The sequence below is a fragment of the Luedemannella helvata genome, from assembly GCF_039528415.1.
In the GTDB taxonomy this organism is placed as follows: domain Bacteria; phylum Actinomycetota; class Actinomycetes; order Mycobacteriales; family Micromonosporaceae; genus Luedemannella; species Luedemannella helvata.
In genome coordinates this window covers 162,270-183,123 of the sequence record NZ_BAAALS010000011.1, presented here as the reverse complement: position 1 = coordinate 183,123, position 20,854 = coordinate 162,270, and the positions used below count along the sequence as shown (strand labels likewise).

Genomic DNA, 20,854 nt, shown 5'->3' with positions numbered 1-20,854 from the left:
GCACGACGTACCGTGCCCGTATGCAGCCGTACGGATCTCCCGAGCCTGTGGAGCCGCTCAAGAAGCCGGGCATCGCCTGGGAGAACGTCATCTTCGCCGTGCTCACGGTGTTCGTGGGCGCCTGGATGGTCGCCTCCGTCACCGCGCTGCAGGGCGGCATATGGGTGATCGAGCAGTCCATCATCGCCACCCTCAACCGGCCACTGCCGTCGGGTGCGCCGCCCTTCATCGGGTTCGTGGCCATCCTGCTCGCGGCGCTGCCGCCCGCGTTCGTGGGCATGCTCGCGAGCCGCTTCGCGCCGGACACTGTCGGCATCCGGGCAGCGACCCGGGCGTGGACGCTCGCGGCCGTCTTCGGCGGCCTGCTCGGCTGGGTGCGCTCGGTCCCCATGGAACACAACGAGCTGTACCTGCTCCTCCTCGCGCTCGCCGCTGCCGGCCTGGCCCTGTGGCAGCGCGGGTGGCGGTGGCTGCGCGCCTGGCTGCGCGCCCGCCGCGAAGGGCCCGCCTACACCGCCGAGCCGGACCTCGCCGACGCTCAGTCCGGCCGGGCGGAGCCCTCGCCGGACGGGTCACCCGCCGCGGCGGACGACGTGGCGCCCGTCAGGGTGGGGCCGAGCCGGCTGGCCGGCGTCCTCGCCGGGATGATCGTGCTCGTGCCCTGGCTGATCCTCGGGTCGCTGGGCGGGCTGACCGAGACCCTGCTCGCCGCCGCGGCGGCCGCCGCCGTGGGCTGGCTCATCACGGGCGTGCTCGACGAGCGGTTCTTCGCCGGGTTCGCGGCCAGCCGGGGCCGCGCCGTCGGGCTGGGCGGCCTGGCCGCCGGCGTGGCCCTCGTGCCGTACGCGGCCGGCATCGGCGGCAGCGGCGTCCAGCTCGCCCAGATGCTCGTCCTGCCGCCGCTCGGGTTCGCCGTCGCCGCCCTCGTCGCGCGCGCCTGGCCGACGTTGACCGCCGGCGGTACCGGCTGGCTGATCGGGGTGGGCGCGTTCGGGCCGCTCGCGTTCGTCGACCCCGAGGAGATGTCGATCCTGCTCGGCATGCGCGACATCGGGTACTGGACGCTGATCGCCGCGCTCGCCGGCATCGCCGTCGCGGGGCTCGTCGGTACGGCGTACCCCCTGATCTTCGTGCCGGGCCGGGCGTGGCGGCGCGGCACGGCCTGGGCCACCGCGGGCGTCGTCGCGGTCGCGGCGGCGGGCGTGTACGCGGGCCTCGGGCAGCCCGGCCTGCACGGCGAGCGGCTGTTCGTGGTGCTCAAGGAACAGGCCGACCTGTCCGGCCTCGCCCAGGTCACGGACCGCGCCGCGCGGGTACGCCAGACGTACGAGCGGCTGACCGGCACCGCCGAGCGCAGCCAGGCGTCGCTGCGCGCGGCGCTGGATGACTGGAACCTCGACTACACGCCGTACTACCTGGTCAACGGCATCTCCGTGGAGGGCGGGCCGCTCGTGCGGCAGTGGCTTTCCGGGCGCGACGACGTCGACCGGGTGCTGCTGGAGCAGGACCTGCGGCCACTGCCCGAGCCGGCGCCGGCGGAGCGGGGCACCGCGGCGGCCCCCACCGCGCCGCTGTGGACCATCACGATGATCGGCGCCGACAAGGTGTGGCAGGACCTGGGCGTCACGGGCGCGGGCATCACGGTCGGCAGCTCGGACTCCGGTGTCGACGGCACGCATCCGGCGCTCGCGGCGAACTTCCGGGGCGGCAACGACTCCTGGTACGACCCGTGGAACCGCACGAGTGCGCCGACCGACAACGGCGGGCACGGCACCCACACGACCGGTACGGCCGTGGGCGGCGACGGCATCGGTGTGGCCCCCGGCGCGAACTGGGTCGGCTGCGTCAACCTCGACCGCAACATGGGCAACCCCGCGCACTACCTGGACTGCCTGCAGTTCATGCTCGCGCCGTTCCCGCAGGGGGGTGACGCGTGGCGCGACGGGCGACCCGATCGCGCCCCGCAGGTCCTCACGAACTCGTGGGGCTGCCCGTGGCTGGAGGGCTGCGACGCGCGGTCGCTGGGTCCGGCGCTGGCCGCGTTCCGGGCGGCGGGCATCTACTTCGTCGCGGCGGCCGGCAACAGCGGCTACGGAGGCTGCCGGACGGTGACGGACCCGCCCGCGATCTACGCCGACGCGCTCACGGTCGGGGCGGTGGACAAGCGGGGCGCCCTGGCCGACTTCTCCAGCCTCGGGCCGACCGCCGACGGGCTGATCAAGCCCGACGTGCTGGCCCCCGGCGTGGACGTCCTGTCGGCGTACCCGGGCGGCACGTGGGCCATCAACAGCGGCACGTCGATGGCGACGCCGCACGTGGCCGGCGTCGTGGCGCTGATGTGGTCGGCGCAGCCCAAGCTGATCGGCGACATCGACGCGACCACGAAGATCCTCCGCGACACGGCCACCGCCCCGACGCCGACCAAGGTGCCCACCAACTGTGGCTCGGACGTGGACCTCTACGGGTCCGGGATCGTCAACGCCCTCGCGGCGGTGACGGCGGCGAAGGCCCTGGGCTGACGTAGGCGTACTTCTGAAGTAGTGTTGATATGTGACCGCAGCACCCTTGGAGTCAGTGCCGTTTTCCGAACTCCTGCGCCAACCGGTCGAAACGGCCGAACGGCTCAGTCGCACGCGCGCCGTACGCCTGCGGCGCCGGGATGCCGCCGACCTCGTGCTGATGTCGGCGGACCGCGCGGAGGCCGAGGCCGAGGTCATCGACCTGACCGCGCGCCTGCTCGCCGGCGTGGCGCGCCGCGACCCGAACATCCTGCGGGAGGTGCTGCCCACGGCGTTGCCCTGGGTCCGGTTCCTGCCCGACGCCGATATCGACATCATGACCGAGGAGTTCATCGCGACAACGGAAGCCGCCGCGGCCATCGGCAACACGGCGGCGGTCTCTCAGCTGCTTGTGGAATGGCGACACACCGCTGAGGTACATGCCGATCCGGAGCTCTACCGCATCCTCACGACAGAACCGCTCGACGACTACGGCCCGGTTCCCCGGCCGACCGACCAGTGAGTCCGAAGAGAGGCGACCGGGCTGCCCCTCCTCCGCGTCCCGGCGGCTATGTCATTCGCTTCGCGACGAACAACGCGGCCAAGGGCTGGGAGGATCTGTGCCGCCAAGCGGCCACGAAGACACGGGCCGCGTTCGACGCGATAGAGACAGACCCGTGCCCGCAACCGCCCACCGCCCGCCAGCATCCCCTCAAAGGAAGCATCTCCTCTGACACACAAGGTGGACGTACCTTGCCTCAGTGGCAGTACGAGGTCACTGCAGGCGGCCGGATCTGGTACGTAGGGGATGTCGAAACCCGAACATGCTGGATCAAGTACGCCGGCACCGCGCATCCGAAGTCGACCGACTGAGCGTCAGGTGAGGGCGGCGGACACGGCGGCGGCCGCGTCCAGGACGGCGGGGCCCGCCATGGCCTCGTCGAGTTCCACGAACGCCACGACGCCGACGCTGGCCTCCAGGCCCTCGACGCCGAGCACCGGGGCCGCCAGCCCGTGGGCGCCGCGCTGCAGTTCGCCGGCGCTGTGCACGTACCCGTCGAGGCCTGTGCGACCGCGCAGGATGGCGCGCCCCGCGGCGCCGCGCTCCAGCGGATGCCGCGAACCCGGCCGGTACGCCACATGGAAGGTCGTCCAGCTCGGCTCGACGACGAGCAGGGCGACCGCCTCGGCGCCCTCAGCCACCGTGAGGTGCGCGGTGGCGCCGGTGGCCTCGGCGAGGCGGCGCAGCGGCGGGGTGGCCGCGTCGGCGAGCAGCGGCTGGGCCCGCCGGCCGAGCTGGAGCACCCCGGCGCCGAGGCGCAGCCGGGCGCTCGTGTCGCGGCGGAGCAGGCCGTGCGCGGCCAGGGTGCCGGCGAGGCGGTAGACGACCGCCCGGCCCACGCCGAGGGCGGCCGCGGCCTCCGTGACGGTCAACCCGTTGGGAGCGGCGGCCACAAGTTGCAACAACCGCAGCCCGCGGTCCAGCGTCTGCGCGGTCTCGCTCGCCACGGTGAGTGAGCCTACGGCCGGATTCGCTACCCTCGTACCGTGAGCCTCCGCCTTTATGACACCGCGACCCGCTCGGTGCGGGACTTCGTCCCGCGGACCCCCGGCGAGGTGGGCGTCTACCTGTGTGGGCTCACCGTCCAGGGCCCGCCGCATATCGGTCATCTTCGTTCGGCCGTCAACTACGACGTGCTGCGCCGGTGGCTGGAGCACGCCGGGCTGCGGGTGACCTTCATCCGCAACATTACGGACATCGACGACAAGGTGCTCGCGAAGTCCGCCGAGGCCGGGGTGCCGTTCTGGTCCCTGGCGTACGCCAACGAGCGCATCCTCGCCGACCACTACGCGCGCCTGGGCGTGCTGGACGCGACCTACGAGCCGCGCGCGACCGGCCACATCCCGGAGATGCACAGCCTGATCGCGAAGCTGATCGCGGACGGGCACGCCTACCCGGCGGCCGACGGCTGCGGCGACGTGTACTTCGACGTGCGCTCGTACGCCGACTACGGCGCCCTGTCCAACCAGCGCCCGGACGCCATGCAGGAGTCGGCGGACGCCCCCGCGCGCGGCAAGCGCGACCCGCGCGACTTCGCCCTGTGGAAGGGCGCCAAGCCGGGCGAGCCGGAGGCCGCGACCTGGCCGTCGCCGTGGGGTCCGGGCCGGCCGGGCTGGCACATCGAGTGCTCGGCCATGTGCTGGCGCTACCTGGGCGACGAGTTCGACATCCACGGGGGCGGGCTCGACCTGGTCTTCCCGCACCACGAGAACGAGATCGCCCAGTCCCGCGCGGCCGGGCTGGGGTTCGCCCGCTACTGGGTGCACCACGGCCTGCTCAACATGGGCACCTCCAAGATGAGCAAGTCGATCGGCAACGTCATCGACCTCCCCGCGGTCGAGGCGTCCGGGGTGCGGGCCGTGGAGCTGCGCTACTACTACACGGCCGCGCACTACCGCACGGTGATCGACTACTCGGACGGCGCGCTGCGCGAGGCCGCCTCCGCGTACCAGCGCCTGGAGGGCTTCGTCCACCGGGCCACCGAGATCGTCGGGGTCGGCCAGCCGGGCGAACTGCCGGCCGAGTTCGTCGCCGCGATGGACGACGACCTCAACACCTCCCAGGCGCTCGCCGTGCTGCACGACGCGGTCCGCGCGGGCAATGAGGCATTGACCGCCGGTGACGACGCCGTCGTGGTCGCTGTCCTTTCCCGGGTACGGGCTATGCTCGGCGTCCTGGGGCTCGACCCGCTGGACCCGCAGTGGGCCGGCAGGTCGGGCGGGCAACTGCGCCCGGTCGTCGACTCGCTCGTGGCGCTCGCGCTGGAACAGCGCGCCGCCGCCCGGGCCCGCAAGGACTGGGCCGCCGCCGACGCGGTGCGCGACCAGCTCAAGCACGCCGGCGTGATCGTGGAGGACACCGTCCACGGCCCGCGCTGGACCATCGAAGGGGAGCACTGATCATGGCCGGCAACTCGATCCGCCGTGGCCGACGCACGACGTCGGCGAAGGGGGCGGTGAAGGGCTCCGGCGGCAAGAACCGCCAGAGCCTCGCCGGACGCGGGCGCACCCTGCCCGCCGACGAGCGCCCCTGGCACAAGGGATACTCGGGCGACGAGCCGCTGCCCGCGAAGACCGCCCGCAAGCAGGACAAGGAGCGCCGCGTGGCCGCCGCCGAGGGGCGCGCTCCCAAGATCGGCCAGCCGGGCACCAAGTCGACGACCTGGGGGGCCTCCGGTTCCGGCAAGGGCGCGCCGGGGGGCGGCAAGGCCAAGGCCGGCTCGGGCGCCGCCGGGCGGAAGGGCAACTTCCGGCCCACGGTCCGCAGCGGCCCCAAGGTGGCCCCCGGCCGCAGGTCGCTGCCGCCGAAGGACGCTCCCGAGCTGCTCGTCGGCCGCAACCCGGTCGTCGAGGCGCTGCGCGCCCACGTCCCCGGCACGGCGCTGTACTGCGCCCAGGGCATCGACATCGACGAGCGTGTCGCCGAGGCCGTGCGCACGGCGGGCGACCGGGGCATCCCGATCCTCGAGGTCAGCCGCGCCGAACTCGACCGGATGACCGGCGGCGTCCTGCACCAGGGCGTGGGCCTGCAGGTGCCCCCGTTCGCGTACGAGCCGTTCGACGACCTCGTCAGTGCCGCGCTGGAGAGCACCGCTCCCCTGCTCGTCGCGCTCGACGGGGTCACCGACCCGCGCAACCTCGGCGCCATCCTGCGCTCGGCCGCCGCCTTCGGCGCCCACGGCGTGTTCCTGCCGGAGCGCCGCTCGGCGGGCATCACGGCGAGCGCCTGGCGCACCTCGGCGGGCGCGGCGGCCCGCGTGCCCGTCTCGCAGGTCGTCAACCTGACCCGGGCGCTCAAGGCCTGCCAGAACGAGGGGTTCACCGTGGTCGGCCTGGACGCCGACGGCGAGACGACGCTCTACGACCTGGAGGCCGCGATCGGCCCCCTCGTGGTCGTGGTCGGCTCCGAGGGCCGCGGCCTGTCCCGCCTTGTCGGCGAGACCTGCGACCTCACGGTCTCCATCCCGATGGCATCCGACGTCGAGTCCCTCAACGCCAGCGTCGCGGCCGCCGTCACCCTCGCCGAGGTCACCCGCCGCCGCAACGGCTGACGACGGCGTTCAGCGCGGCCCGTGGGTCACTCCGCGAAGGTCCACCAGGCCAGGCCGTCGCCGGCCGGGCAGGCGAGCACCCTGGTGCTCCAGGTGCAGCGGCTGGCGTACACGCCGTCGGCCGTACCGAGCGGCCGCGCGCTGGTGTCGGCCACGGTGTAGCCCTCCAGGCCCACGCTCGCGGCGCTGGAACCCAGCGCGCTCCACAGCAGGACGCTGCCGGAGGTCACCCGCGTGCCGATGCGCGCCGTGCGGTCGTAGCGGACCTTTCCATCCTCGCCGACGATCCAGGTATGCGCGTCGCTCGCGTCGATCACCATCGTCTCGTCGCCCAGCGCGGTGATGCCGTCCACATCGGAGAACGGCAGCTGCCAGCGCGGTGTGGCCTCGTCGCCGGTCGGCAGGGCCACGACGGTCACGCCCTGCGTACCGGTGATCGTCTGGGTGACGCACACACCGCCGCCGCACAGGGACAGCTCATCGAGGTACGCCTTGGGCTCGGCGCTGTACACGGTCTTGGGCTGCTGCTTGCCGGACAGGTCGAACGCCTGCACCTCGTACCCGTTGGAGTTGTAGCGGATCGCGTAGAAGACGCCGCCGGCGGCCAGTGTCGAGCTGGTGGACGGGATGCCGGTGACGGTCGACGTCGTGTCGCCGCTCGCGGGGTCGACGACCTGGATGGTCCCGTCCTTGATCACCAACAGCTTGCGGTCGGCGCTGGCGGCCAGCGGGTACCCGTTGAGCCAGGCCGGCGCGGACGCGTTGCCGACCGGCTCCTCCAGCCGCAGCGTGGCGCCCTCGAACTGCTTGTTCCAGACGTCCGAGCCGGTGCCCTTCACGTCGACGCGGCGCAGGCGGTCGGCGTCCGGGTCGACCAGCACGACGTACGACGAGAACGTCTCGATCCACTCGTTGGCGCCGAGGGTCCGCTGCCACCGGGTCGCGAGCGTCGCCGCGTCCAGGACGTAGATGGCCTTGCCCGACGGGCTGCGCGTGTTGACGTACATGACCAGCGCGTCGGCCACCGGCACGAGCCCTTCGACCTCGTCGCCGGGGCCCACGGTGACGGGCTGCTTGACGGGCTTGCCCGACTCCAGGTCCGCGCCGGTCACCTTGATGTTGTCGCCGCTGACCCAGGCCAGATACGCGCGCTCGTCCGTCACCGCCGTACGGGCATAGGTGTAGTAGGTGTTCTCCTCGCCCGTCGGCACGAACTTCGGGCCGCTCAGCTGCGTGAACTCCACCGCCTGGTCGCCGGAGCGCCACCAGATGACCGCGGCGGTCGCGGCGGCCAGCACGATGACCACCCCGGCCGCGCCCAGGGCGAGCAGCCACCCGCGCCGCCCTCCGTTGGCGGCCGGGCGGGGCGCCTGCGCGCCGGCGGGCGCCGGTGGCGCGTCGACCGTGGCCACCGCGTCCGTCGTCGCGGCGACGCCCGCCACGCCGCCCGTGCCGGTCCACGGGTCGATCGGCGCCTCCGACGCCCACGGGTCCGCGGGGGCCGCGTGCCAGGGCGCGTCCGCGCGGTCGGTGGGGCGGTTGGGGTTCGTGGGATCGTCGGGGGCGATCACGGCGCGGCTCCGGCGGACATCTCGGGGGTCAGGGGCTCAGGGTGTCGCGGCACGCGCGGATCACCCGCTGCGCCAGGACCAACAGGTACGCGTTGGTGGCGAGCGGCAGGATCATGAAGAGGAAGGGGGCGATCGAGAAGCCGCCCTCGACCAGGAAGAGGATCACCCACAGCAGCACGGTGACCATGTAGAACGCCGTGCCGATCAGGTACGCGAGGCCGAGGCGCTCGATGACGCGGACGGTGGCGGGGTTGCCCGACCGTACGGCGACCGCCCCGGCGACCGCGGCGGCGGCGCTCACGACCAGGATCAGGCCCTCCACGAATACGAGCACCGGAAGGCCGATGCCGGCCTTGAGGAGGAGCACGTCGACGCCGCCGAGGACCGCGCCCATCGTGCCGAGACTCATGATCCACAGCAGCGGCCGTGTGATGATCGCCACCGCGGCGCCCAGCGCGAGCGTGCCCGGCACGCCCGCTGGTACGCGTAGGTCAGCGTCTTGGTCGTCGGCCACCGCCGGTCCCTCCCTCTGCACAGTCGGGTCGAGCGTAGCGGCCCCGTCCCACTCGCCGACCGGGGCTTTGGCGTTTGGGGCCACGCCTCACGTACGCTCAACGGGGTTTGCCGGTGTGGCGCAGTGGTAGCGCAACCGCCTTGTAAGCGGTAGGTCGTCAGTTCGATCCTGACCACCGGCTCTAGATCGACGATCACCGTATTACCCGCGCGCAACGATCGAGGTCACGTCCCCTTCAGGGGGATCAAGGGTCGCTAGCTCGGGGGTTGGCAACACGGTCTCGGACGTCTACGGTGTCCCCAGTGCAAATTGCCGTTTCGTAACGGCGCCTTCACTCGGATCGTCCGGCACGTTCCTGCCGGTGAAAGGAAAGCATCCCTCCATGGCCTCCGTTACTTACGCGAAGGCGTCCCGGATCTACCCGGGCACCACCCGCCCCGCCGTCAACCAGCTCGACCTGCAGATCGCTGACGGTGAGTTCCTCGTTCTGGTCGGCCCGTCCGGCTGTGGCAAGTCCACCAGCCTGCGCATGCTCGCCGGCCTTGAGGAGATCGACCAGGGCGCGATCTACATCGACCAGACGGACGTCACCAACGTGCCGCCGAAGTCGCGTGACATCGCGATGGTCTTCCAGAACTACGCCCTGTACCCGCACATGACCGTGCGCGAGAACATGGCGTTCGCCCTGAAGCTCCGCAAGACCCCCAAGGCGGAGATCGAGCGCCGTGTCCGCGAGGCCGCCCGCCTGCTCGACATGGACGAGAAGCTCCTCGACCGCAAGCCGAAGGCCCTCTCCGGTGGTCAGCGCCAGCGTGTCGCCATGGGCCGCGCGATCGTGCGTGAGCCGCAGGTCTTCCTCATGGACGAGCCTCTGTCGAACCTCGACGCCAAGCTGCGTGTCCAGACCCGTGCCCAGATCGCCGCCCTCCAGCAGCGCCTCGGCACCACCACGGTCTACGTCACCCACGACCAGACCGAGGCCATGACGATGGGCGACCGCGTCGCCGTCCTGCTCGACGGCGAGCTGCAGCAGGTCGACTCGCCCCGCGAGCTGTACGAGCGCCCGATCAACGCGTTCGTCGCCGGCTTCATCGGCTCCCCGGCCATGAACATCCGGACGGTCCCGCTGACCGACCAGGGCGCCGACCTCGGTGGCCTGGTGCTCCCGCTCACCCGCGAGCAGGTCGCCTGGGCCCGCGCCGACGGCGGCGGCAACCGCATCACGATCGGCTTCCGCCCCGAGCACACCGAGATCGTGGCCCCGACCGACGGCGGCATGCCGATCGTCGTCGAGCTGGTCGAGGAGCTGGGCTCGGACGCCTACGTGCACGGTCACGCGGCGATCAACGGCGGCCACGAGACCTTCGTGGTCCGCACCGACGGCCGCTTCGCCTCCCCGCGCATCGGCGAGACCGTCTTCCTCCGCCCGCGTCCCGGTTCGCACCACGCGTTCCACGCGGTGACCGGCGCGCGCCTCGCCTGACACATCAAGTAACCCGCCGTTTCGGGCGGCTCCCCTGCACGGGGAGCCGCCCGAACGCGTTCTCGCGGGTCACCACGCTCTCCAATGTCACGCTTATGGCGAGGCGACAGCTCACCCCACCCGCCAAAGTCACGCCTATGGCGAGGAAACAGCTCACCCCACCCGCCAAAGTCACGCTTATGGCGAGGAAACAGCTCACCCTCCCCGCCAAAGTCACGCCTATGGCGACGAAACAGCGCGCGCCACCCGCCAAAGTCACGCTTATGGCGAGGAAACAGCGCACCCCACCCACCAAAGTCACGCTTATGGCGAGGCGACAGCTCGCCCTCCCCGCCAAAGTCACGCTTATGGCGACGAAACAGCGCACCCCACCCACCAAAGTCACGCCTATGGCGAGGCGACAGCTCGCCCTCCCCGCCAAAGTCACGCCTATGGCGAGGAAACAGCTCACCCCACCCGCCAAAGTCACGCCTATGGCGAGGAAACAGCGCACCCCACCCGCCAAAGTCACGACTTTGGCGAACTAACAGCGCGGCCGCCCTCACCAAAGCCGCACTTTTGGCGAGGCTGCCGCGCGCGCCTCCGCCACATGTGCACAGTGGGCGGTCGTCCGCGCGCCCAGCGTCGCCACATGCACGCATGTGGCGAACAGAGCGGCCAGCCTGGCGGCACACCAGCGACGGGACACAACGCCAATGTCCCACCGCACGACGAGCGGGCTGCCCCGAGTCGCCGTCAGTTACTACGATCGCCGCGTGGCAGGCGGACCCCCGGAGCGTGACGCGCAGGACATCGACGAGCCAGCCGACCGCGATGGCGCCTGGCTGAGCAGCGTGCGCAAGCGCGGCCGGAGCTTGTCCCAGCAGTGGCGGGTGCTACGACGGGCCCAGGAAGACGAAGGCGACACGAACCGGCGCGTCATCGTCTGCGGCGACGACCCGCTCGCGCACCGGCTGATTGACGAGCTGGTGAACCGCTACCCCGTCCGCGTCACCGCGATCATCCGCGACCGGCACCGCAATCACGGTCCCCGGATCGCGGCCATCGAGGGCATTGAGGTCATTGAGGCCGACTCCGTCGACGCGGCGACGCTCACCGCCGCGGGCGTGGGTACCGCCGACGCCATCGCGATCATGCATCAGGACGACGTCGGCAACATCCACTCGGCGCTGCTGGCGCAGGACCTGAGGCCCGGCGTCCGCATCGTGATCCGCATGTTCAACATGCACCTGGGTCGCGGCGTACGGGCGATGTTCACGGACTGCATGGTGCTCTCGGACGCGGCGATCGCGGCGCCCGCGTTCGTGGCGGCGACCCTCGGCGAGGTGACGCCGACGCACATCCGGCTGCCGGGACGCACGCTGTTCGTGGCCCGCCGCGCGGACGTGCAGCCGGAGCAGGTCCTCTGTGGACTGGCGGTCACCAGCGCCGAGCACGACCCGGTGCTGCTGCCGGACAACGACGCCAACGCGGACCTGGTGCTGGCGACGGCGGCGACGCCGGAGGGGGCGGCCGACCCGATGATGCAGCGGCGGTGGCGCCGTCGCGCGAGCCGGATCATCCGCAGTCCGCTGTCGGCGGCCGCGATGCTGCGTGTCCTGGCGGGCCGTCCGCTGTGGCGGTTGTCGCTCGGCCTGCTGGTGCTGCTGCTGATCGGCAGCGGCATGCGCGCGTTCGACGACAAGCTCAGCCTGTGGGGCCTCATCGACACGACGATCCTGATGGCCCTGGGCGGCGGCAACGACCCGGACTTCAACCAGCCGCTGTACCTGCAGATCGCGCAGCTCATCGTCGTGATCGCCGGGGTGGCGCTCATCCCCACGGTCACGGCGGCGGTGGTCGAGACGATGGTGACGACCCCGTGGGACGCGCTGGCCACCCTGAGCTACTCGCGCCACGTGGTCGTCATCGGCCTGGGCAACGTGGGCACCCGGGTCATCCAGCAGTTGCACGACCTGGGCCTGCAGGTCGTCGCGGTCGACAAGCACGAGGATGCGCGCGGCGTCGCGATCGCCCAGCAGCTGAACATCCCGCTGATCATCGGCGACGCGAGCCGCGAGTCGACGCTGCGGCAGGCGAACATCGGCGCGGCCCGCGCCCTGGTGGCGCTGTCCACGGACGACGTCATCAACCTGGAGGCCGCGCTGCACGCCCGCCGCGCCAACCCGGGCATCCGCGCGGTCCTGCGCCTGTTCGACGGCGACTTCGCCGAGCTGGTGCAGCGCAGCTACGGCATCGTGGTCTCGCGCAGCGTCTCGTACGTGGCCGCGCCCGCCTTCGCGGCCGCCCTGCTGGAACGCGAGGTGATCGGGACGATCCCGGTGGAGCGGCGGGTGCTGCTGGTGGCCGAGGTGCCCGTGGCGGCCGGCGCCCGCCTGGCGGGCCAGGCCGTGGGCCAGACACGACAACACCAGGAGGTACGGGTCCTCGCGCTCACGCCTGGCGGCGCGACGACCGGGGCGCCGGAGACGGTCTGGCGCCCGCCGGACCATCACCGCCTGGATCCGGGCGACCGCCTGCTGGTGATCACGACCCGGGCGGGCCTGGGCGCCATCCTCACGGACGCCTCGCCACCCACGGGCGGCGGCGACAACCCAGGTAGCGTGGCAGCGTGACGAAACGGGGACGGGCGGCCGGCTGGTGGGTCGAGGTCCTCATGGTCGCCGGTTTCGTGGCGACGACCGCGCTGCTGGCGCTCCCGGGCGTACTCGATATTGATCTTTGGGTGCGCGACCTCGTGGACGCGCACCGACCGCCAGCGGCCGACACGATCGCGCAGTGGGTCAACCGGCTCGGCAACGGCGGGCCCCTCACCGCGGTCGCGCTGGTCATCGCCGGGGTGCTGGCGTGGCGGCGGCGCAGCCTGTGGCCGTTGGCGCCGGTCGTCGCGGCGTTCCTCGCGACCGGCTTCGTGATCCTGCCGCTCAAGTACTACTTCCACCGGGCCGCGCCGCACTCCGACCTGCCGGACGACGTGGAGGTCCAGCTGTTCAGCCAGCCCGGTTTCGGGCTGTCGTACCCGTCCGGGCACGCGGTCAACACCGTTGTCTGGTACGGGGTGATCGTCCTGCTCCTGGCTGGCTGGTTCGCGGCCCGCCCGGCGTGGCGACGGACCCTGCGGATCGCCCCGCCGGTCATCGTGGGGTTCACGGCGACGTACCTGGGCTGGCACTGGCTGAGCGACATGGTCGCCGGCCTGTTCCTGGGCGTGCTCATCGACCGGCTGCTGATGCGCGTGCCGTGGCCGGGCCTGCCGGACGTCAGACCCTGATCACATGCACGCCCGCCGCCTCGAACCCGCGCACCTGCTCGTCCGTGGCGTCGGTGTCGGTGACCAGGCTCTCCACCCGCTCGATCGGGCAGACCCGGGCGAACGCGTGGTGGCCCAGCTTCGACGCGTCGGCGATCACCACGACCCGGCGGGCCCGGGAGGCGAGCAGGCTGTTCATGGCGGCCTCCCCCTCGTGGTGCGCGGCGGCGCCGAGCGCCGGGTCGACGGCGTCGACCCCGAGGAAGGCGATGTCGAGGGTCAGCTCGCGCAGGATGCCGGTGGCGAGCGGCCCGACCAGCTCGTACGACTGCGGTCGCACGACCCCGCCCGTCACGACGATCTTCATGCGCGACCGGACGAGCAGCTCGTTGGCGATGTTGAGGGCGTTCGTGACGACCGTGAGCTGGGCGCCGTCGGGGCCCGTGGTGGCCAGGTCGGCCCGGCTGGCCAGGGCGCGGGCCACCTCGGTCGTGGTCGTGCCACCGGTCAGGCCGACGACCTGGGCGGGCTGCACGAGTGCGGCGGCGGCCGCGCCGATGCGCTGCTTCTCGGGGACGTGCTTGGCGGACTTGTAGCGCAGCGGCAGGTCGTACGAGACGCCGTTGACGACCGCCCCGCCGCGCGTACGGGTGATCATCTGCTGCTGGGCGAGTTGATCAAAGTCACGCCGGATGGTCGCCTGGGAGACGTCGAGCCGCTCGGCCGCGTCCTCGACCGTGATTCTTCCGGTCTCGGTAAGCAGCTCAAGCAGCGCGTTCCACCGCGCGTACCGGTCCACACTGACCTCCTCGCTAGGCAATGCACAATAATGCGCGGTAGCGCTTGCTTCGATCAAGCGGGTGCGCGAAACCCCTCCGTGTCCGACCCCTCGACCCCCGGAGCAGGTGTCCCCCGATGACCGAGACAACCAGCAAGGACGTGGCCGTCGCCGTCGATGTGGGCGGCACGGGGATCAAGTGCGCGCTTGTGGACATGGCCGGCCGGGTCCTGCTCACCCGACGCTTCGCCACCGGCCGCGAGCGGGGCCCGGACGCGGTCGTCGAGACGATCCTGGACTCCGCCGCCGAGCTGTCCACCACGGCGTACGCCGAGGGCCGGCGACCGGTCGCGGCCGGGGTCGTGGTGCCCGCCATCGTCGACGAGGCCGCCGGGGTGGCCAGGTGGTCGGCGAACCTGGGCTTCCGGGACGTACCCCTGAAAGAACTCGTGTCGCGGCGGCTGGGCCTGCCCGCGGCCCTCGGCCACGACGTACGGGCCGGAGCCCTGGCCGAGGCCCGCCTGGGCGCCGGCCTCGGCACCCGCCGGATGCTGTTCATCGCGATCGGTACGGGCATCGCGGGCGGGTACGCCGTGGACGGGCACATCGACCCGGGCGCGCACGGCGCCGCGGGCGAGATCGGTCACATCCGGGTGCGCAGCGGGCCCGACGCCCAACCGTGCGGCTGCGGGGCGCGCGGCTGCGTGGAGGCGTACGCGTCCGCGGCCAGCGTGGCGCGCGCCTACCGGGAGGCGGCCGTGAGCGCCAACGGGCACCCGGAAATCACGGCGGCCGACGTGGCGGCCCGGGTCGCGGCGGGCGAGCCGCTGGCCCGGGAGGTCTGGCAGACGGCCGTGGACGTGCTCGCCGACGGGCTGCTCACCGGCATCGCGCTCTACGATCCCGAGCTGATCGTGCTGGGCGGCGGGCTGGCCGAGGCCGGCGACACGCTGCTGGAGCCGCTGCGCACCGGGCTGGCGCAGCGCCGCACGTTCCACCAGATCCCGCCGCTGACCCGGGCCGGGCTGGGCGACGAGGCCGGCTGCCTCGGCGCGGCCCTGCTCGCCCTCGACCTGATCACCACGGACGGAACGCAACCATGAGAGTACGCGGCAGCGTCGTCACCCCCACGGGGATCATCAGCGACGGCACGGTCGAGATCGTCGACGGCCACATCGCCGACATCGTCGAGAACGACCCGGCGGGCGGCCTGCCGGAGCCGGGTGACACCGAGGGCGCCGACCTGTCGGCCGCCTGGGTGCTGCCCGGCTTCGTCGACATCCACGTGCACGGCGGCGGCGGGGCGAGCTTCACCAGCGGCGACGCCGACGAGGCGTCCCGGGCGGTCGCGTTCCACCTGGCGCACGGCACCACGACCATGCTGGCCAGCCTGGTCACGGCGCCCACGCACGCGTTGCGCGACGCCACCGTGGCGTTCGCGCCGCTCGTCGCCTCCGGCGCGCTCGCGGGCATCCACTACGAGGGCCCGTACCTGTCGGCGGCCCGGTGCGGCGCGCAGAACCCGGCCCACCTGCGCGACCCGGACCTCGACGAGCTGACCGCCCTGCTGGACCTCGGCGGCGTACGCATGGTCACGATCGCGCCGGAACTGCCGCGCGCGCTGGACGCCATCCGGCTGCTGGTCGAGCGCGGGGTGGTGGCGGCCGTGGGCCACACCGACGCCACGTACGAGCAGACGCTCGCGGCCGTGGGGGCGGGCGCGAGCGTCGGTACGCACGTCTGCAACGGCATGCGCCCGATCCACCACCGGGAGCCCGGCCCGATCGTGGCGCTGCTGCGCGCGGCCGGGGTGGTCTGCGAGTTGGTCCCCGACGGGGTTCACCTGCACGACGGGATGCTGGGCTTCGCCGCCCAGATGGCCGGCGCCGCCCGGGTCGCCCTGATCACGGACGCCATGGCGGCGGCGGGCATGCCGGACGGCCCGTACGAGCTGGGTGGGCTGGCGGTCGACGTCTCCGGCGGTGTGGCGAGGACCCAGGGCGGTGCGATCGCGGGCAGCACCCTCACCATGGACGCCGCGTTCCGGCACGCCGTGCACAGTGGAGTGTCTATCGTCGACGCGGCCGTCATGGCGGCCACGACGCCCGCGTTCGTGCTCGGGCTGACGGAGCAGATCGGCGCCATCACCGCCGGACGTCGCGCGGATCTCGTACTAATGGACGAAGAACTGCAGGTGACAGGCGTACTTCGCGCTGGGTCTCCCGTTCTGTCGGGGGTCTGAACTAGCCTGTTCTCTTATGGATGCCGCAGACACAGAACAGGGTCTGGACATCGATCGCCTTCCCCGGGTTGGTATCCAACGCACTGATGACGAGCTCGACTGGCCGACCGATGTGGAGCCCGAGGCTCCCGCCGAGACCGGGCCGGCCCTCAACGACCAACAGCGGGAGATCCTGGCGTTCGAGAAGCAGTGGTGGCGCTACGCGGGCGCCAAGGAGCAGGCGATCCGGGACCAGTTCAACATCTCCCCGACGCGCTACTACCAGTCCCTCAACGCGCTGCTCGACAACCCGGCCGCACTGAGTCACGACCCCGCCCTGGTCAAGCGCCTACGCCGGCTGCGAGCCACCCGGCAACGCAGCCGCAACCGCCGCTGAGGGGACCGAAGGTCACGAAATCCTGATTGGGGGAAACCACCGAGGCGGCGCTGGCAATCGCGTCGTAGCGTGGTGCCCATGCGTTTTGGGCTGCCCTCGATCAGATTCACCCGCCGGCGGGTCGCGGCCGGGTTAGCGCTGCTCACAGGCTTGGGCGCGTTGATCACCTGGGCGGCCTGGCCGGCGCCGAAGAACTACACGGCGCGTGACGCCCTGTTGAACGTGATGAGTGGGCCGGCGGGGAACGAACCCGTCACGCTGGACACGACATTCTTCGTGCCCGACGGCGCGGACGCCGACAACCCCGTGCCCGCGATCCTGCTCGCCCACGGGTTCGGTGGCACGAAGCGCAGCATGCGCGCGGACGCCGAGGACCTGGCGAACGCCGGGTACGCCGTGCTGACCTGGACCGCCCAGGGCTTCTCCGGCAGCACCGGCAAGATCCACCTGAACAGTCCGGATTACGAGGTACGTGACGCCAGGTCACTCGTCGACTGGCTCGCGGCCCGGCCCGAGGTGCTCAAGGACCCGACCGGCGACCCCAAGGTCGGCGTCGTCGGCGGCTCGTACGGCGGCGCGCTCGCCCTGCTGCTCGCCGGCCACGACCCCCGCGTCGACGCGATCGTCCCGATGATCACCTGGAACGACCTGTCGAAGGCGTTCCTGCCCGAGGCCACCGGCCAACCGCCCACGGCCGGGGTGTTCAAGAAGCAGTGGGCCGGCGTGTTCTTCTCCAGCGGAAGCAACACCGCAAGCGGCGGCCTCGCGGGCGCCCTGGCGGGCATCGGCCGCGGCGACGACGAGGACCAGCCGCGCATGCCGGAGACCGGCACAACCAGCACGAGCCCCGACTGTGGCAACTTCGCCCGCGACATCTGCGACACGTACCTGCGCATCGCCGCCACCGGCAAAGCCACCGAGGCCGACCTGGCGCTGCTACGCCGGTCCAGCCCCACCTCGGTCCTCGACCGGATCAAGGCGCCGACGATGCTCATCCAGGGCCAGGCCGACTCGCTGTTCCCGCTGACCGAGGCGGACGCCAACGCGCGCGGGATCGCCGCGAACGGCACGCCCGTGCACGTCGACTGGTTCACCGGCGGTCACGACGGCGGCGCCGGGCCGCAGGCCGACTCCGACCGGGGCCGCTACCTGACCCTGACGTGGCTCGACCACTACCTGCGCGGCAAGGGCGACGTGCCGGACTCCCAGTTCACCTACTCGCGCATCACCGGCTTCAACACCAGCAGCTCCAACCGCCGCCCCACGACCTCGGCGTTCTCGGTGGAGCGGTACCCGGGCCTCGGCGGCACCGGGAACACGGCCGTCGACGTGGCCGGCAAGCCCCAGCAGATCTTCAACCCGCCCGGTGGCACCCCCGCGGCCATGTCCACCATCCCCGGAGCGAGCAGCCTGTCCAGCCTGATCAGCGGCATCTCCCTGGAGATCCCCGGCCAGCACGCCGACTTCCTCTCCCCGCCGCTGACCGGCACCCTCGACGTGCTCGGCACCCCGACGGTCACCATCCGCGCGGCGTCACCGACCGGCGAGGCGGTCCTGTTCGTCAAGCTCTACGACGTCGACCCGTCGTCGGGGGCCAGCCTGCCGTTCGGCCTGGTCGCGCCCGTGCGCCTGACCGGCCTGCAAGCCGACATCGCCAAGGCCACCCCGGTCACGGTGACCCTGCCCGCGATCGCCGCCCGGTTCGAGGCCGGGCACCGGCTGATGATCACTATCTCGACGACCGACCAGGGCTTCGCCACCCCCGCCGAACCGGCGGTCTACACGGTCGGCGTCGGCGTCGACGACCGCTCCACGATCGGCCTGCCGCTGGTCACCGGCACCCCGATCGCCACGCAGGAGACCCTGTGGCGGTGGCTGCTGGCCGGCCTGGTCGCGACGCTCGCGGTCGGGCTCGCGGTGGTGCTGTTCGTCGCGCGCCGCCGGCGCCACAACGCCGAGATCAAGGTCATTGACGAGTACGCGGACACGCCGCTCGTCGTGCGCGGCCTCCGCAAGGAGTACGCGGACGGCTTCGTGGCCGTCGCCCAGGTGGACTTCACGGTCGAACGCGGCCAGGTCGTCGGCCTGCTCGGGCCCAACGGCGCCGGCAAGACCACCTCCCTGCGGGTACTCATGGGGCTGACCCGCCCGACCAAGGGCGAGGTGCTCGTCTTCGGCCACCGGCTCACCCCGGGCGCGCCCGTCCTGAGCCGCCTGGGCGCGCTGGTCGAAGGGCCAGGCTTCCTGCCGCACCTGTCCGGCATCGAGAACCTGCGCCTGTACTGGCGCTCGACCGGCCGCCCGGACGCCGAGGCACACCTCGACGAGGCGTTGGAGATCGCCGGCCTCGGCGACGCCGTCCAGCGCAAGGTCCGCACGTACTCCCACGGCATGAGACAGCGGCTGGCCATCGCGCAGGCCATGCTGGGCCTGCCCGAACTGCTCGTCCTCGACGAGCCCACGGACGGGCTGGACCCGCCCCAGATCGCGGAGATGCGCAAGGTGCTGCGCGAGTACGCCCGCGACGGCCGGGCCGTGCTCGTCTCCTCGCACCTGCTCGCCGAGGTCGAGCAGACCTGCACGCACGTGGTCGTCATGCACAAGGGCGAGATCGTGGCGAGCGGCGAGGTGGCCGACATCGTGGGCGACTCCCCGGTCGCCCAGTTCGAGGTCTCCGACGTACCGGCGGCCGAACAGGTGCTGGCATCGCTGGCAGCCGTCCGGTCCGTCAACCGCGACGGGCGTTCCGGGCTCGTCGTGGACCTCAACGGGACCTCACGCGCCGACGTGGTGAGCGCGCTCGTCGGCGCCGGTGTCGGCGTGGACCGCGTGGTACCGCGCCGGCGCCTGGAGGACGCGTTCCTGAGCCTGGTTGGCGGCAACACCCGAGCGAGCGGGGAGCGATGAACACCTTCACCGTCGGTACCGAACTGCGCCGGCAGGCCAGCCGGCCGCGTACCCGGTTCGCCCTGGCCTTCATGGTCATCCTGCCGCTGATCGTCCTGGGCGCCTTCGAGCTGGGCGGGGACGGCGACGACGACAACGGACCTGGCGCGTTCGGCAGCCTGGTCAGCCTGGCCACCGCGGGCGGGCTGAACTTCTCGCTGTTCGTCCTGCTGGTCTCCATGTCGTTCCTGCTGGTCGTCGTCGTGGCGCTGTTCCACGGCGACACGGTGGCGTCCGAGGCGAACTGGGGCAGCCTGCGCTACCTGCTGGCCATCCCCGTACCGCGCGGCCGCCTGCTCGGCGTGAAACTCATCGTCGCGCTGCTCTACTCCGGGTTCGCCATCCTGCTGCTGGTCGGCACCGCGCTCGTGGCCGGCACGCTGCGCTACGGCTGGCACCCGCTGCGCTCCACGATCGCCGACGAACTGTCGGCGGGCGAAGGGCTGCTCCGGCTGATGGGCGCCGTCGGGTACATCTCGATCATGCTGTTGATCGTGGCATCGTTGGCTTTCCTGCTCTCGGTGCTCACGGACGCGCCCCTCGGCGCGGTCGGCGGCGCCGTCGTGCTGCAGATCCTGTCGAGCATCCTCGACCAGATCACGGCCCTCGGCGCGCTGCGCAACCTGCTGCCGACCCACTACGCGAACGCGTGGCTGGGCTTCCTCGGCACGCCCGTCCAGACGGACGAACTGGTCCGCGGCACGATCGTCGCCCTCGCGATGTCCACGACCCTCTTCGCGATCGCCTTCTACCGCTTCACCCGCAAGGACATAACAAGCTAACCCGCCCCGCCGCCCGCCCGCGCCCCGCCGCACCACCCCGCCCGCGCCCCGCCGCACCGCCCCGCCCGCGCTCCGCCCCGCGCCCCGCGCGCTCGCTCCGCACCGCCCGCCCGCGCGCTCGGCCTGACGTTTGGGCGATTCCGCGTGTAATGGCGCGCACGGATACACGCGGAACCGCCCAAACGTCAACGCGAGTCGGCGAGGCGCCAGGGCGACGACGCGACGACGCGACGAGGCGCGCACGTTGGGGGCATCGCCGGCCTCCACGCGGCAAAGTGCGCACTACGGCGGCATCCAGCGCC

General features: G+C 72.2%; 16 protein-coding genes and 1 tRNA gene. 13 read left to right on the top strand and 4 right to left on the bottom strand.

Annotation, left to right across the window (positions count from 1 at the left end; all coding sequences use genetic code 11):
- Window positions 1–20 precede the first annotated feature (20 nt).
- Together ABD191_RS13655 and ABD191_RS13650 are read left to right on the top strand one after the other, a co-directional pair.
- Window positions 21–2,519: a S8 family serine peptidase gene (locus ABD191_RS13655; RefSeq protein WP_344081136.1), complete on the top strand. Its 2,499-nt coding sequence runs from the start codon at window positions 21–23 to the stop codon at window positions 2,517–2,519.
- Window positions 2,520–2,574: 55 nt separating this feature from the next.
- Window positions 2,575–3,021, top strand: coding sequence for a hypothetical protein (locus tag ABD191_RS13650; protein WP_344081133.1), 447 nt, complete (start codon window positions 2,575–2,577; stop codon window positions 3,019–3,021).
- 353 nt (window positions 3,022–3,374) lie between these two features.
- On the opposite strand, the gene ABD191_RS13645 is transcribed toward ABD191_RS13650, so the two are convergent.
- Window positions 3,375–4,007, bottom strand: coding sequence for an IclR family transcriptional regulator (locus ABD191_RS13645; RefSeq protein ID WP_344081130.1), 633 nt, complete (start codon window positions 4,005–4,007; stop codon window positions 3,375–3,377).
- A gap of 39 nt (window positions 4,008–4,046) precedes the next feature.
- Here ABD191_RS13645 and cysS point away from each other — a divergent pair, with 39 nt between their 5' ends.
- On the top strand, window positions 4,047–5,459 hold the full coding sequence (cysS, locus tag ABD191_RS13640) for a cysteine--tRNA ligase (RefSeq protein WP_344081127.1): 1,413 nt from the start codon (window positions 4,047–4,049) through the stop codon (window positions 5,457–5,459).
- A 2-nt stretch (window positions 5,460–5,461) separates the two neighbouring features.
- Window positions 5,462–6,610, top strand: coding sequence for a 23S rRNA (guanosine(2251)-2'-O)-methyltransferase RlmB (rlmB, locus tag ABD191_RS13635; protein ID WP_344081124.1), 1,149 nt, complete (start codon window positions 5,462–5,464; stop codon window positions 6,608–6,610).
- A 26-nt stretch (window positions 6,611–6,636) separates the two neighbouring features.
- On the opposite strand, the gene ABD191_RS13630 is transcribed toward rlmB, so the two are convergent.
- Window positions 6,637–8,181, bottom strand: coding sequence for a hypothetical protein (locus ABD191_RS13630; protein ID WP_344081121.1), 1,545 nt, complete (start codon window positions 8,179–8,181; stop codon window positions 6,637–6,639).
- Window positions 8,182–8,209: 28 nt separating this feature from the next.
- Window positions 8,210–8,695, bottom strand: coding sequence for a hypothetical protein (locus ABD191_RS13625; RefSeq protein WP_344081118.1), 486 nt, complete (start codon window positions 8,693–8,695; stop codon window positions 8,210–8,212).
- A 109-nt stretch (window positions 8,696–8,804) separates the two neighbouring features.
- On the opposite strand from ABD191_RS13625, the gene ABD191_RS13620 reads away from it, so the two are divergent.
- The 4 genes from ABD191_RS13620 (at window position 8,805) to ABD191_RS13605 (ending at window position 13,449) form a co-directional block, all read left to right on the top strand.
- Window positions 8,805–8,876, top strand: a tRNA-Thr gene (locus ABD191_RS13620).
- Between the two features lie 201 nt (window positions 8,877–9,077).
- Complete coding sequence (locus ABD191_RS13615) at window positions 9,078–10,178, top strand: ABC transporter ATP-binding protein (RefSeq protein ID WP_344081115.1); 1,101 nt, start codon at window positions 9,078–9,080, stop codon at window positions 10,176–10,178.
- Between the two features lie 755 nt (window positions 10,179–10,933).
- Window positions 10,934–12,793, top strand: coding sequence for an NAD-binding protein (locus tag ABD191_RS13610; RefSeq protein WP_344081112.1), 1,860 nt, complete (start codon window positions 10,934–10,936; stop codon window positions 12,791–12,793).
- A complete protein-coding gene (locus ABD191_RS13605) occupies window positions 12,790–13,449 on the top strand; it encodes a phosphatase PAP2 family protein (RefSeq protein WP_344081109.1) in 660 nt (219 codons plus the stop codon). The genes ABD191_RS13610 and ABD191_RS13605 overlap by 4 nt, the downstream gene beginning before the upstream one ends.
- Here the strand turns inward: ABD191_RS13605 and ABD191_RS13600 are convergent.
- A complete protein-coding gene (locus ABD191_RS13600; protein ID WP_344081106.1) occupies window positions 13,439–14,227 on the bottom strand; it encodes a DeoR/GlpR family DNA-binding transcription regulator in 789 nt (262 codons plus the stop codon). The two genes, ABD191_RS13605 and ABD191_RS13600, sit on opposite strands and share 11 nt — an antisense overlap.
- A 116-nt stretch (window positions 14,228–14,343) precedes the next feature.
- Here ABD191_RS13600 and ABD191_RS13595 point away from each other — a divergent pair, with 116 nt between their 5' ends.
- From ABD191_RS13595 to ABD191_RS13575, 5 genes are all read left to right on the top strand, one after another.
- Complete coding sequence (locus ABD191_RS13595; protein WP_344081103.1) at window positions 14,344–15,309, top strand: ROK family protein; 966 nt, start codon at window positions 14,344–14,346, stop codon at window positions 15,307–15,309.
- Window positions 15,306–16,448, top strand: coding sequence for an N-acetylglucosamine-6-phosphate deacetylase (gene nagA, locus ABD191_RS13590; protein ID WP_344081100.1), 1,143 nt, complete (start codon window positions 15,306–15,308; stop codon window positions 16,446–16,448). The genes ABD191_RS13595 and nagA overlap by 4 nt, the downstream gene beginning before the upstream one ends.
- A 16-nt stretch (window positions 16,449–16,464) precedes the next feature.
- Window positions 16,465–16,824: a DUF3263 domain-containing protein gene (locus ABD191_RS13585; RefSeq protein ID WP_344081097.1), complete on the top strand. Its 360-nt coding sequence runs from the start codon at window positions 16,465–16,467 to the stop codon at window positions 16,822–16,824.
- Between the two features lie 78 nt (window positions 16,825–16,902).
- Window positions 16,903–19,731, top strand: a complete 2,829-nt coding sequence (locus ABD191_RS13580; RefSeq protein ID WP_344081094.1) for an alpha/beta fold hydrolase — start codon at window positions 16,903–16,905, stop codon at window positions 19,729–19,731.
- Window positions 19,728–20,552, top strand: a complete 825-nt coding sequence (locus tag ABD191_RS13575; protein ID WP_344081091.1) for an ABC transporter permease — start codon at window positions 19,728–19,730, stop codon at window positions 20,550–20,552. Before ABD191_RS13580 ends, ABD191_RS13575 begins: the two co-directional genes overlap by 4 nt.
- The last annotated feature ends 302 nt before the right edge of the window (window positions 20,553–20,854 follow it).